Origin of the sequence: Nostoc sp. JL34 (assembly GCF_017114945.1) — a bacterium.
Classification (GTDB): Bacteria; Cyanobacteriota; Cyanobacteriia; order Cyanobacteriales; family Nostocaceae; genus Nostoc.
Genome location: NZ_JABXKQ010000116.1, coordinates 106,215 through 119,757, shown reverse-complemented (window position 1 = coordinate 119,757; position 13,543 = coordinate 106,215). Strand labels below are relative to the sequence as shown.

Here is a 13,543-nt window from a genome sequence, read left to right as displayed (position 1 = left end):
AGCTGTGTTTCGGAATTTACAAATGGGATATGCAGCTGCGATCGCATTTTTGTTAACAGCAGTGATCATTGCCATCACTTTGATTCAGCGGCGACTTTTCGGAGGCGAACGAATTTGACTAACACCTCTGGCTTATCTTGGCTCAAAGCCCTGTTGTACGTCTTGCTGACACTTTATGCCATCATTACCCTAATTCCCTTTCTCTGGGCACTTTCAGCATCATTTAAGCCACTAACAGAGATTGTCAGTGGTGAACCCAACTTTCTCCCCAAGAATTTTACTCTTGACAACTACAGGCAAATCTTTCTCCAAGAACCGCTATTTTGGCGCTGGTTGTTCAACAGTATAGCGATCGCCGTCAGCATTACGCTTTTAAACTTGTTGTTAAATTCAATGGCTGGTTATGCCTTGGCAAGACTGCACTTTGTGGGTAAGCGCTTTTGGTTCTTCCTAATTTTGGCAGTACTAGCAGTACCGACGCAAATCACCCTGATTCCCACATTTTTGATTTTAAAAGCGATCGGCTGGCTAAATTCTTATCAAGGCATGATTGTACCTAGCATGGTTAATGCCACTTTTATCTTCATGATGCGGCAATTTTTTGTTAATTTTCCTAAAGAACTAGAAGAAGCAGCGCAACTTGATGGCTTGAATACCTTTGGAATTTTTCGACATATTGTCTTACCTTTGGCAAAACCAGCACTAGCAGCGCAGGCGGTTTTTGTGTTTATGGGAAGTTGGAATAATTTTTTACTGCCTATAGTTATCCTATTTGACCCAGAAATGTTTACTCTCCCTTTGGGGCTGAACACCTTCAAAGGTCAATACATTAGCTACTGGAACTACATTATGGCGGCTTCTATGATCTTTACCCTCCCAGCTTTAGGCATTTACGCCTTTTTTAATCGTTATTTTATTCAAAGCGTTACCTTTACCGGGGGAAAAGGTTAATAGTCATTAGTCATTGGTCATTAGTCATTAGTCAAATTCTTCTCCTGCCCAATGCCCAATGCCCAATGCCCCATTCCCCAAACAGTATTTTGGGCAACAAATTGCACTCCTAACGTGATATTGGTATTACAGCGACTCAATCTCTATCTATCAGTTAAACAAGCATTATGGGTTTTGCAGACCTATCGATCGCAGAGATAGCAGCCGACTACAGCATTCCTGTAGAACAAGTGTTTTCTCTGTGCAACCAACTGGGAATCGCCTACAAACACCAAAAGACCCGTTTGGCGTTAGAAGATGCAAAGGCAATTATTTCCCAAATATCGTCTGAAATACGCCCAAAAGGTACTAGCGACTCAGTGGGTGATAACGAAGTCACCTAAAGGGTTATCTCGGCTTTGGCTAATCACTGATAGCTAATGACAAAAAATAATCAGTCATTAGCAATTAGCAGCTTGGAGATTGAGAATCGCGTTCTTAGCTGTGTTGAGCGTCAAAATTTTTAAGGGGAAACATGTTTAGAAGACTAATTGGCGTTGTTGTGGCTACTGTTTTACTCTCGTTTCAGTTGCTTGTCGGTAGCGCGACAGCAGTGGAACTGGACGAAGCTACCCGAACAGTGCCATTAAATACTCAAGGTGATACCGTCGTACTCAGCCTTAAACAAGTCAAAGAAGGCAAACGCTTATTTAATTACGCTTGCGCCCAATGTCATGCTGGTGGAGTTACCAAGACAAACCAAAACGTGGGACTCACTCCAGAGGACTTGGCACTGGCAACTCCTAACCGTAACAACATTGAAGGTTTAGTAGATTACCTGAAAAATCCTACTACTTACGACGGGGAAGAAGAGATTTCCGAAATACACCCCAGTCTCAAAAGCGCAGATATTTTCACAGCAGTGCGAAATCTGACGGATGATGACTTGGAGGCGATCGCCGGTCATATTCTCTTACAACCCAAAATCGTTGGTACTAAGTGGGGAGGCGGAAAAATCTATTACTAAATCCCGAAACTGAGTCATTGGGAATAGGGCATTGGGAATAGGGGAATGGGCATTGGGAAGAATTCACTCCCCATTCCCCAGTCCCCATTTACTACTAATTGCACAGCTTTTTGCAATAAATTGCTCTCCATTCTTAAAAAAAAAATGGATCTATGACAGATTGTCATACTTTGGCGTTGATTTTATTTAAAATGAGTAAAGAGAAAAAAATTGTTTGTTAGGAGAGAGTCTATGAAATTAATTTCGGCAAGCTTGCGACGCCTTAGTTTAGCTGTGTTGACAATCCTTTTAGTTGTTAGCAGCTTTGCTGTTTTTACTCCCAGTGCTTCGGCTGAAACCTACCAGGTGAAATTGGGTAGTGATAAAGGAATGCTGGCATTTGAACCGAAAAAGTTGACCATTAAACCAGGCGACACAGTTGAATGGGTGAACAATAAAGTTCCTCCCCATAATGTTGTGTTTGATGCTGCCAAAAACCCCAGCAAGAGCGCCGATTTAGCTAAATCTCTGTCTCATAAGAAGTTGCTCATGAGTCCTGGGCAAAAGGAAACAACCACCTTTGCAGCAGATGCACCTGCTGGTGACTACACCTTCTACTGTGAACCTCACCGTGGGGCTGGCATGGTTGGAACAATCACTGTCCAAGGCTAGAAACACCACCATTTGACACAAGATGATTTCTCAGTGAAATTAGCTCATAGCAACACGCCACACTCCTAGAGTGACGCACAAAATGGATAAATGGCGGTAGCGATTCCTATCCTCCCTTAAGACGCTAGACAACCTGTAGCGATGGAGGAGTGAACTCGTTACCGCCAATTTTGATCAAATTTGACTTAATCGGGGATTAATCGCGTTTATACTCTTGCTGGAGGCTTGTTGCGAGGAAATTCTGTTGAGAATACTTTTATTAATTTTACTGTCGGCGATCGCTCTATTCAAATTGACATTCATTAGTCCAGCATTAGCTGCCGAAACATCCAATGGTGCTAAAATTTTCGAGGCTAACTGCGCTTCTTGCCATATAGGTGGCGGTAACATCCTTATCAGCCAGAAAACCTTGAAAAAGGAAGCATTGTCAAAGTACCTAGAAAATTATAATAGCGACTCAATCGAGGCAATTATCCACCAAGTGCAAAATGGGAAAAATGCCATGCCTGCCTTTAAAGGCAAGTTAAGTCCTGAGGAGATTTTGGAGGTAGCTGCTTACGTATTCCAAAATGCAGAACAAGGCTGGTAAAGTAGCTATACCGTCTAGTTCTTGTGGGGTGGGTATCTTGCCCGTCAGTAATTAAAAGCGGATGAGACGTTAGCCCCACAACATTGGATGATTTATTGATTGGAAATCCCTAAGTGTATTTATAGGTATAACTTCAAACTAAATTAAAACTTAAGTATGCTGATTGACGAACTAGCGATCGCTAGTTCGTCAACTCCTAAAAACGATATTTTAAAGATGAATGATAAATTCACAATTTTTATCATTCATCGCTTTTAGCTATTTCTTAATCCAAAATCACCCGCTGGTGATTATTGTTCTGGATTAGACTTTTCTCTGTTTTCCTTCACTTCGCGCAACTGTTCTACTAATTTTTGATCCGATTCAGCAGAGGGTGAAGCCTGAGCCTTATTGACTCTGGGTAGCAATAAAGATTCGGAAGTAGTAGCTGCCGATGAAGGCGTGATCTGGTTATTTCTGATTCGCAGTTCAGATAATGGTTTAAAAGTAGCTGCTGGTGAGGGCGTAAGTTGATTGCTATTGCCTCCCGGTGCAGATAATGGTTTAAGAGTACCTCCCAATGAAGGCGTGGGCTGGTTGTTTATGATTCGCAGTTCAGATAATGGTTTGGGAGTAACTGCTGGTAAGGAGGTAGGCTGGTTATTTCTGATTCGCAGGTCGGGTAATGGTTTAGAAGTACCTGCTGGTGAGGGGATAAGCTGATTGTTATTGATTCCTGGTGTAGATAATGACGAGGGTCTTAGCTCTTGAGTAGTCCCAGTAATATTGCTACTGTTTTTTTGGAAAAGCAGATTAAATGGATATGAACTAATCTGTTTATCTCCCTTGGGGGATTGCTTGTTGAAGTATTCCCTTGCTTTTAATTGCAATTCCGGGGAAACTAACTTGTCTTGAAACTTGATATCTAAAACCTTGCCATCAGGATCTACCACCAACACGCCCAAAACAGCACCTTCAAGATTCGGCTTATCCGTGGCTAATGTTTGGCGGATGACTGGTTTTTGTTCAGCGTTTGGATATTCTTGCTGAACTTCTTTTCTCAGGTTTGCGTATGAGTCTAGCTGTGCAATTGCCTGTTGAGTTCCCTTCACCGATAAATTGGCTGTCTGGGGCATGGCTCCCCTAGTTGCGATTAAAGTATCCCCATTCCTTGGAGCTTGTTTTAGAGAATTTATCAGCGGGTTTTGAGCAATTCTAGGCATATTATTGCCCGGTTGCGTTATTTGTGAAGTCGGATTTTCTTGTGCCGTTGCAATGGGGGTAGTGTTAGAGAAGTTTGGAGATTGGGCATTCCGCAGAATATCATCAGGTATTTGCTGCGACTGCAATTCTGGCAACCTATTTACAGCCAGCGGCTTCGGTGGCTCGTATTTCGTGGCAATGTTATTTACACGAGGAACTGATGGAGAGAATTTGGGGCTGGTATTGAATTTAGAACTGTCAAATTTAGAGGCGTCAAATCGCAAATTATCATTAGGAATCATCCGCAAAGACTGCCTTGTAGGCAAAGAGGAGACTCGATAGTTATTCGATGATGGGGGTAGCGGAGGCAGTACTAGCTGACTAGATGGCGGTGGTGCCAATGAGGGTAATCCAGTTTGAGCGCTAAAGTTCGGAGCAGAAAGTGGCGCGACTGGAGGAAATTGTTGTAAACCAACTTGGGGAGATGTGCTTTGCGGCAAACGGTTTTGGTCGGCTTGGCTCAATTCCAAAAGTCCGACTGTTTTCGATGATGCTGTTTCTTTGGGCTTGTTAGACTCCATCGGCATCAATGGCACAATCATGGCGATCGCACCGTGGATGCCAAGGGAAGCTATCGCTGCTATCCCGATTGGTTGGCTTAAGATATCTGGTATATTTTTCAGCAGGGAGACGTAAGACATGGCTGTTATCGTTCACTCGGCTCAGTTGCAGTTGACTAGCGATTTTCTCTTTTCGACTATATTGCAATTTCTTGCAATAGATGCGTCCCTCTAAGGAAATAATAACTTCCTGTGCTGGCAATCAAAACGCCAAAATTGCCATTTATTCAAGTTTTTAATTAATCAATGACGGTGTATCATATTTTCCAATTCGAGCTTGCTAAAGAGATATTTGAAAAACTACTATGTTTGATTTTTTACTCTTATGATGCACACGATTAAAATTTATATTTGGGATATTTATAAAGTTTAAGTGAACCCACAAGTCTGAGCGCATCACAACATCTGCTTAAGTTGCCTTGTTTTTCTTACTTTTTTCCAGTCAACTACGCTTCTGTAACAGATGGCACACTTGCTTCTTCGAGATTAGCCCCTATGTAAAAATACTACCACATCAGCAGCCCCGAAAACTGTTGCAAATTGTACAATTTTATTGACATTCCAGACCTAAAACCCATCAAAGCTATTTGGGTTTTTATCAAAGGAGTTCAGTCAGCCGATCGCAATTCTAGCTCCTGAATCATCACTACTTCTTCCTCAAAAAAGTTCAAATCCTCAATAATATTGCATCCAAAATTTAAAATGCCGTTACCGACAGTTATTTTGCCTGGATATCTAGAAAGCGCGATCGCTTACCGCCAACTAGAACAATCCTTACAACAATTAGATTTTCCCACGGTTACAGTCCCGCTGCGACGGCGTGACTGGCTACCCACTCTGGGAGGAAGACCCGTAACGCCGATTCTGCAACAACTTGATCGCACGATTCAGCATACATTGCAGCAATATAATGCTACTCAAATTAACTTAATTGGTCACTCAGCCGGAGGTTGGATATCCCGCATTTACATGGGAGAAAAGCCCTATTTGCTACGAGGTGATGTCAAACCACTTCTCTGGCAAGCGCATCCCCTGGTTGCGACTCTCATCACCTTGGGTACACCCCATATTAGCCAAGAACGCTGGACACGTTTCAATCTAGATTTTGTTACCAATAACTACCCAGGAGCTTTTTACAAAAACGTTCGTTACGTTTGTGTGGCTGGCAAAACTATCTTTGGAGAAAGGCGGCCAGGTAGTTGGTTAGCTTACAGTAGTTACCAATTAACCTGTGGTAAAGGCAACACTTGGGGAGATGGGATCACACCGATTGAAGCTGCTCATTTGGAAGGCGCAAAGAATCTGGTAATTGAAGGTGTGAGACATTCTCCTAGAAGTCCTGGAATTTGGTATGGCTCACCAGAACCCTTAAAAGCTTGGGTGCAATATTTGATTTAATCTAATATCTTTCGTTATTTCCAACAATTGTTTAGCAATGAATTACTAAGCTAAGAACTAAAGTCGTCTTTAGACCACAGGATTTACGGACTGAAAACCTCAAACCTTCGCCCCTTTAAAAAGGCTACGGTGTATACACAAGTCTTCTAACATTATGTGAGGTTTAAAATCTTTAACTTAATGCATAATAATACATAGAACAAATCAGATATTGGTAGACAACAAAACTTCTTTTTTACTTTCCAAATACATGAGAGGACTTATGAAAGATTTAATCAAAACAGTTGCAAGGCTAATGGTTGTACTTAGCGTCCTCTTTTTCTTGATAAGTATTCCTGCTTATGCTCAAACAACCGCAGATGTCCAAAAAACTAGAGAAGGCAGTATATCTCCTCAACTCGGATTGGTTCAAGGAACTCTCAACAAACCATGTATAAGTTTACCTGCTAAAGCTAATGCTCAATCCGTACTTGCTTTAGTAAATGTAGGAGTTCAAGATATCTCTGTTTTAAGTTCGCCAAAAAATCAACCATGTGCAGAGAATTCAACACAAGCAAAAGGAGATGAACCCCTCTCACACATATTAGACAACATACCAGTTTTGTCTGGAAATGGTACTCTTAATCACTGAAATATAGATGGTATATATTAATAAAAATACACTGTTATAGATCGCTATTAAGGTGATTTCTAGCGAAGAAAATACCAATGCTGACGAGTTTCGACTCCGCTCAACTCTCGATTATGAAGTTGGTTAAGCGAAGTCGAAACCAGCGGCTGCGGTAAATTCATCAATGGAATTTACCTAAATAGTTTTTGTCAACTTAAGTAGACAAAAACTCTGAGCTTCAGACTTAAGTCTGAGGCAGGCTAGTTTCCGATCGGAAATATTATAAAAATTTATTTTTATTTGAGAAGTGCAACATCTATTAATATTTCTTAGTTAAAATGAGAAAAGAATAAATACCTAGTTAAGAACAGGAGGGGTGAGCCATGCAAAGCACCCAGTTCGATAAGATTTTGCGACGAATAGCGACGATATTATCAATCGTGATTCTGACTCTGTGTTTAATTTATCTATCTACCGGAGTTCTGCTTGCTTTTTACTATGAACCGACAGCAGGCGGAGCTTATAACTCCTTAAAGATGATTAATACACAACTGCCATACGGCTGGTTGTTTCTGAGAGCGCATGATATTGCTGGTAACGCGGTAATTGCGATCGCCCTAATTCAAATTGTGGTGATGTTCTTAGGTCGGCAATTTCGCAAGAGTTGGCTGGCTGCTTGGATTAGTGTGATTTTGTTCACTCTAAGTGCGATCGGGCTGGATTGGACAGCGATGATTTTAGATTGGACTCAGGAAGGATACTGGCGTTTTAGCATTGAGCTAGGAACCATCGAAGCAATTCCTTTGATTGGTGGGCAACTGCGCGAGATCCTGACTGGCGGTGGAGCCATTAACACAGTTACCGTCGAACACCTTTACACAATACACAGTTATCTGATTTCGGTAGCGACGCTAATTTTTGCCGTAGTACATTTGTCTGCTTTACTCTGGCAGGAATGGCAAGCTGAGTGCTGAGTTAGGAGTGCTGAGTGCTGAGTTTTTATTCTCCCCCCAGTCTCTAGTCCCCCATCCCCCTCACCCTCCAGGAGCCTCACTAGTAGAAAGTTGAGATAATTGGGCGAGGGATAGGTCTTCAACCTCTGGTAACTTCTCTAAAGAGAGGGGAGTGGATTGGGTGACACCAGATAAACGTTTTAAAAGGCTAGGTCTGGGGTCATGCAACAGATAAATAATGCGATCGCCAATTTCCCAATCTTGGTTAGCTGGCATTACCTGTAAGCGTTCTTCTCGTTCTACCAATAGCGGTATCAACACCCCAGTCCGAATCTTTTCTTGGATGCGATCGCATTGAGTAGAAAATTCCGACTCATTGAGCGTAGTTGTTCCCAACTTGACTCGCCCATCATTCAAATATTCATTCCAAGTTTTAATCGCTAAGTCTGGAATAAAAGCTTGATTAACTTTATTACTAGCCGAGGTACTCGCTTGCGGATCGCGAGGGAAAACAGCTAAGACACGCGGGGGTTTAAATTCCTCAGCGGCTCGTTGAGCCAAAACAAAATTCACCTCGCCATTACTTGTCATAGCCAAAAAAGTACCCATAGAGGCAAGTCCTGCCTCTTCTAAAACAGCAGCATCCAGCGCACTGCTGGCAATAACCCGCAGATTTTGCGCCTCAGCTTGCACAAGACATTCGGGGTCAGTATCAATCATCACCACGTTTTCTCCCCGTTCTTGAAAGAAGCGGGCAATCAAAAGACTCAAGGGATTACAACCCACAATCACGGCCCCAGTCACGTCCTTAGAGGTAATTTGCAGCCATTTAGCAATCCAGCCAGCAGTTAGCCCCTGACAGACAACAGTCATGATAATTGTGAGAAATACTAGAGCTTTGATGGAATCACCACCGTTAATACCGCGTTGTGTCAGCGAAATCGCAAAAAAAGAAGCTACAGAAGCAGCAACAATTCCTCTCGGAGCAACCCAGCTTAAAAACAGTTTCTGTCGCCAGTTTAGGTCACTGTTCCAGGTACATAAGAGGATATTAATCGGGCGAACGACAAACATTAGTACCAAAACAGTGAATAAACTACCCCAACCCAAAGCAAACACACTAGCAATGGACAGGTCAGCAGCTAATAAGATAAATAGCACCGAGACGCTGAGAATTGTCAGCTGACCCTTAAAGCTGCGTAACAGACGTTCTTCCGGGACTGAGGAGTTAGCAAAGACTGCCCCTGCAACTACTGTTGTCATTACTCCCGATTCACTGCGGATCATTTGCGATAAGGTAAACAGGCTCCAAAGTATCGCCAATACCACTAAGTTTTTTAGCTCGAATGACAGAAAACTGGCACGTTTGAAAATCAAACTCATCAGATAACCGCCAGCACCACCAATTGCCGCACCAACACCCAGGCGGATGAGTAAACCGACGATCGCATTGATGGGGTCAGCATCGCCGTTCAAAATCGTATCGAGAACAACGAAGGCGAGGATAGCCCCTACAGGATCAATCAAAACCCCTTCTCCTTCCAAAAGTGTTGCCACTTGCCGATCTACATTGATTTGTTTAAGCAAAGGGCCAACGACGGTGGGGCCTGTCACCACAACTATGGAAGCATAGAGAAAAGCTATGTTCCAGGGAAATTCACCCAGCCAGTGAGCAGCCATACTCCCGCCAAGCAGGGTGATTAGCGTTCCTTGAGTGACGAGCAATTGTAGGCTGACTGAAACTCTACCTAATTCACGCAGATCCAAGTTAAGTCCGCCTTCAAACAAAATGATTGCCGTTGCGAGGGCGACTATAACTTCTAGTCCAGTGCCTAGCGAATGGGGATGCAATAGCCCTATACCATCGGAGCCAAACAAAATGCCCAACAGTAATAACAAGACGATGCTGGGTACACGGAGGTATGCAGCCAGCACTTGGGCGCTAATGCCTGCAAAGACAGCGATCGCCATCTGTATGGTGATTTCAAAAGATGCTTCCATGTTGTAGATTTTGAGCGATTTATTTCAAAATCTCTTGTAAAAAACCGTAGATATTAACTCTACAGGGTACAACATCATACCCTTTGTTCCTTGATGTCTTCAGCGTTTTTTAGATATGTATATACCCCAAAATTCCCAGCGCTCAACGCTGACGCACCCTGCGGCTGACCACAGAAGCATCTACGGACTTTTTTCTCTGTCTCCATATTTTTGTATCCTCTTTAAGATTTTGCTTCCACCCAGTTTAGCTGCCACAAACTTTTTTTGGCAAAACCTGTTGACAACGGCAAGGAAATTGGTTAACTTATAAAAGGTCTGAGTCCGATGCCCCCATCGTCTAGAGGCCTAGGACACCTCCCTTTCACGGAGGTAACGGGGATTCGAATTCCCCTGGGGGTACTTAAAAACAATAAAAAGCAAAAGCTTTTTTGTTTGAAATGTAGCAATAAAAACCATCATTCAGAAATACACCTGAATGATGGTTTATTATTGTTATGCATACGGTTCTTTGCTGGCTAGTTCTTCTACACGTTGGTGAATAGCCAAAAGATTTAACCGCAAATCTTTGCTCAGACGATTTTCAATGATTCCCACTGGCATAGTGAGTTTAGGCCAAACTTGAATTGTGTAGCACAGATTTGTTCCTATATACTCACCGAAGGAATAAGGCTCTAAACACCAGCTACCAGAAAAGCCTTTAAAATCTCCCTCTACCATGCGGAAATTAATTGCTTTGGGGAAACTTTCTTCCAAATCCAGAACTACCCGCGCACAAAAGTTGAAATTCAGTAAGCGTTGGGAGCCTACTTGCTCCAGTCGAATTCCACCATCAGGATGCTCAATCAAACAACTCTTGGCGAGGTTGGGGAGGAAGTCTGGTAAGGCTTCATAATTTGTCAGAACCTTCCAGATTTGCTCCACTGGGTGGGGAATTTGGACTTTAGCAGTGATTTGCCGCTGTCGCTCTGCTATTTTCTCAATTTGAACTTCTACCTTCGCAAGCAGATCCCCTTCTAGGTTGGTGTCATCAGTGGGAGACTGGAAATCAAGGTTCTCTGTTGTGTTCTGTTTTTTAGTCACTTTCAGAATTATGGTTTGCTTTCGTCAGAAAATTGGGGCAGAGTCAGGGTAAAGCAAATTTCGCTCTGTTCAGAATCCGAGATTTGGACACTTTCAACTGCGATCGCTCCATTCAAATGCTGCACTAAAGACTTGACTAGAGCAAGTCCCAAGCCAGTCCCTGGAGTCCAACGCCCTTTCCCACGACGAAACTTGTCAAAGATGTAGGTTGCTTCTTCTTCGGAGATGGCACGTCCTGTATTCGTCACCTTCATGATAACTTGATCAATTTGTTGATCGACTCGGTGAGCAGCTTTAAGGTGAACAACGGTATCCTGCTCTGAGTATTTACAGGCATTCGTTAACAATTCTTGCAGGATGCGGTCAAAACTCTCCAGTTCCGTTTGCAGTTTTAGCGATTCTTCTGGTAAATCTACAGAAATCCTTAATCCCTTCTCTGCGAGTTTTTTCTCAAAAGATGCTGCTATATCCTGGATTCTAGTATTTAAATCTATAGATTCTAATTGCGGGGCTTCATGAGGCGACTCTAGTTTCTGGAGTGTCAACAAGTCATTAATCAAGTTGATTTCCTTTGTACATTCCTGCTCTAGGATATCCAGGTATCTAACTTGACGCTCTGGTGCTATTCCTGGCAAACGCAAGTTACGAATTGACATCAGCATATTTGTCAGAGGATAACGCAAGCGATCGCTCATGTTACTCAAAAATTCATCTTTGAGTTCGTTAAGTTTTCGCAGTTGCTCAACATACTGCCGAGTTCTTTCATGCAATTTCGCTTGGAGTTCCAGACTACTCTGGAGTTTCGCTGTCCGTTCATCTACCAAAGTTTGCACTTGGCGTAATGTCTGTGACTGAATTATGGCATTACTCACTTGAGCACAAACCATTTCCACAAGATTTAATTCTGCTGGTTGCCAACTGCGAATCACAGATTGCTGTAGCACCAAGAATCCTAAGATTTTACCTTGACTCTCTAATGGCACTAAAAGTACCGCAGGCAATTTTTCTATTGCAAATAATGCAGCCGCTGTCAAGGTATCGTTTTGGTCTGTATAGTCATCGAAGATTACTGCTTTCCCAGAATCTATGAAGATACGCTGGCATAAACCACAGTCTGAAAGCAAGAAAGACTGAGCTAAAGTGTCTGGTTTGCTAGTGCGGGAACTTTGTGTTTCTCTAGCCCATTCACCAATTACGGTAGCTTTCGCTTTGGGAATTTGTTTTTTAGCTGGAGTCCTAAATAGTGGATCTGTATATTTCAGCAGTATAAGTAAACCCCGATCTGCCTGTAGAGATTCGGCAGTAGAGGCGATAACTAACTGGAGCATTTGATTAAGCTCCAAGTTACTGCGACTCAATATAGTTAATTGCTTGATCAAGCTTTGATGCTGCTCGCTTTTTTGCAGGTACTGCTCTTGATGAGCTATTTGTTGAGCTTGTGCCACTCCAGAAAAAGCGATCGCGCAAGCCGACTCCACCTCTTTGAGCAATTGTTTTTCTGATTCACTCCATTCATAGGGTTGGAATTTAATCAGATTAATCACTCCATTATTATTGCCACCAAAGCGGGTGGGAATTGCCAAAACCGCTTTTATCGGTAGTGGCAAATATTGACACCCAATTACCAGACTGTTCTGAATGATGGAAATGTCTTCAATAGTCAATGGTTGGGCAGCACATTGCAGCACTGGCGAGTGCATAAGCAACTGTTCCATCGAAAACATCTCTTCGGGGTGTGGCAACCCTAGATACTCATCAGCGCACCAATTAGTAGTAGTCGCTTCATCGGATGTCTCACCCGTAACTGAAACCAAGCAGCAGCAATCTACTTGAAAAGCAACTCCTAGCAAATGGGCAATATCTTGAAGCATCAATGCCGACGCCGAGCTATTGGCAATGATTTGGTTAATCTTTTGTACCAACTCGCGGGCAGGTTCTTCCTGATGCTGCATCAGCTTGACTTGGTAAGGTTGTAGTCGATCTATGTCATCTACGTAATCTGGCGGCGGTGATAAAGGCTTTTTCATTCTTGGCACGCCCTTGGATAATAACCCCATTGTTTTTGCACCCAACTTCTTGGCATATTCTTCACCGTTAGTTGTGTTGCTACACCTTGATAATTGACAGATATTGTATGAATACTTTCTCTCACCTGTTATAGCCCTTTTCTATCTCAGATGGCCAAGTTTCCACTGTATCAAGCAAATTGCTACAGAGGTACATAAGTAATAGAATACTTAAGATATCCTATAAATGTTTCAGCTAGCTTATTTTTAACAGCTCTATGTGGAAATAATTTACTAACCTTATCCTGTCTGTAAGTATACATAAACCGTAATTTCTCTGGAATTCCAGCAAAATTGCCCTTTAGATCGCGTAAAATTACTTAACTGACTTTATAAATTTTTATTACAGGTTCTAAAATACTAGTAGGTTTAACAAGCTACTTTTTTATCTCCGTAACTCTCAGTAAAATAAGCTCAATTTTGAATGCAGCCCAAT

Annotated in this window: 12 protein-coding genes, 1 tRNA gene and 1 pseudogene; 10 read left to right on the top strand and 4 right to left on the bottom strand. The window is 42.5% G+C overall.

The features are described from left to right. The 6 genes and pseudogenes from HWQ44_RS20900 to petJ all read left to right on the top strand — a co-directional run. A pseudogene (locus HWQ44_RS20900) lies at nucleotides 1-118 on the top strand (sugar ABC transporter permease); the annotation flags it as partial. Beyond that, nucleotides 115-951, top strand: coding sequence for a carbohydrate ABC transporter permease (locus tag HWQ44_RS20895; RefSeq protein WP_292722472.1), 837 nt, complete (start codon nucleotides 115-117; stop codon nucleotides 949-951). The pseudogene HWQ44_RS20900 and the gene HWQ44_RS20895, both read left to right, overlap by 4 nt. Nucleotides 952-1,118: 167 nt before the next feature. Further along, nucleotides 1,119-1,334 carry a hypothetical protein gene (locus HWQ44_RS20890; protein ID WP_292722469.1) on the top strand — a complete coding sequence of 72 codons (216 nt, stop codon included), beginning with the start codon at nucleotides 1,119-1,121 and terminating at the stop codon, nucleotides 1,332-1,334. Between the two features lie 131 nt (nucleotides 1,335-1,465). Beyond that, nucleotides 1,466-1,957, top strand: coding sequence for a photosystem II cytochrome c-550 (gene psbV, locus HWQ44_RS20885; RefSeq protein WP_292722467.1), 492 nt, complete (start codon nucleotides 1,466-1,468; stop codon nucleotides 1,955-1,957). A 231-nt stretch (nucleotides 1,958-2,188) separates the two neighbouring features. Beyond that, nucleotides 2,189-2,608, top strand: coding sequence for a plastocyanin (petE, locus tag HWQ44_RS20880; protein ID WP_292722464.1), 420 nt, complete (start codon nucleotides 2,189-2,191; stop codon nucleotides 2,606-2,608). A gap of 244 nt (nucleotides 2,609-2,852) precedes the next feature. Further along, nucleotides 2,853-3,197, top strand: a complete 345-nt coding sequence (gene petJ, locus HWQ44_RS20875; RefSeq protein WP_292722461.1) for a cytochrome c6 PetJ — start codon at nucleotides 2,853-2,855, stop codon at nucleotides 3,195-3,197. Between the two features lie 290 nt (nucleotides 3,198-3,487). On the opposite strand, the gene HWQ44_RS20870 is transcribed toward petJ, so the two are convergent. Beyond that, the gene (locus HWQ44_RS20870; protein ID WP_292722458.1) at nucleotides 3,488-5,080 is read right to left on the bottom strand and encodes a hypothetical protein; all 1,593 of its coding nucleotides are present in this window, start codon (nucleotides 5,078-5,080) and stop codon (nucleotides 3,488-3,490) included. 621 nt (nucleotides 5,081-5,701) lie between these two features. On the opposite strand from HWQ44_RS20870, the gene HWQ44_RS20865 reads away from it, so the two are divergent. The 3 genes from HWQ44_RS20865 to HWQ44_RS20855 all read left to right on the top strand — a co-directional run bounded on the left by HWQ44_RS20865 (nucleotide 5,702) and on the right by HWQ44_RS20855 (nucleotide 7,981). Continuing rightward, entirely contained in the window at nucleotides 5,702-6,397 is a 696-nt protein-coding gene (locus tag HWQ44_RS20865; protein WP_292722456.1) for a triacylglycerol lipase, read from the top strand. 262 nt (nucleotides 6,398-6,659) lie between these two features. Next, nucleotides 6,660-7,028: a rodlin gene (locus HWQ44_RS20860; RefSeq protein ID WP_292722453.1), complete on the top strand. Its 369-nt coding sequence runs from the start codon at nucleotides 6,660-6,662 to the stop codon at nucleotides 7,026-7,028. 362 nt (nucleotides 7,029-7,390) lie between these two features. Next, entirely contained in the window at nucleotides 7,391-7,981 is a 591-nt protein-coding gene (locus tag HWQ44_RS20855) for a cytochrome b N-terminal domain-containing protein (RefSeq protein ID WP_292722451.1), read from the top strand. A gap of 60 nt (nucleotides 7,982-8,041) precedes the next feature. Here the strand turns inward: HWQ44_RS20855 and HWQ44_RS20850 are convergent, their stop codons facing one another. Further along, a complete protein-coding gene (locus tag HWQ44_RS20850) occupies nucleotides 8,042-9,961 on the bottom strand; it encodes a cation:proton antiporter (protein WP_292722448.1) in 1,920 nt (639 codons plus the stop codon). 326 nt (nucleotides 9,962-10,287) lie between these two features. On the opposite strand from HWQ44_RS20850, the gene HWQ44_RS20845 reads away from it, so the two are divergent. Next, nucleotides 10,288-10,360, top strand: a tRNA-Glu gene (locus HWQ44_RS20845). Between the two features lie 93 nt (nucleotides 10,361-10,453). Here HWQ44_RS20845 and HWQ44_RS20840 read toward each other — a convergent pair. Both HWQ44_RS20840 and HWQ44_RS20835 read right to left on the bottom strand, forming a co-directional pair. Next, a complete protein-coding gene (locus HWQ44_RS20840; RefSeq protein WP_292722445.1) occupies nucleotides 10,454-11,041 on the bottom strand; it encodes an SRPBCC family protein in 588 nt (195 codons plus the stop codon). A gap of 8 nt (nucleotides 11,042-11,049) precedes the next feature. Then, a complete protein-coding gene (locus HWQ44_RS20835) occupies nucleotides 11,050-13,068 on the bottom strand; it encodes a GAF domain-containing protein (RefSeq protein ID WP_292722442.1) in 2,019 nt (672 codons plus the stop codon). Between the last annotated feature and the right edge of the window lie 475 nt (nucleotides 13,069-13,543).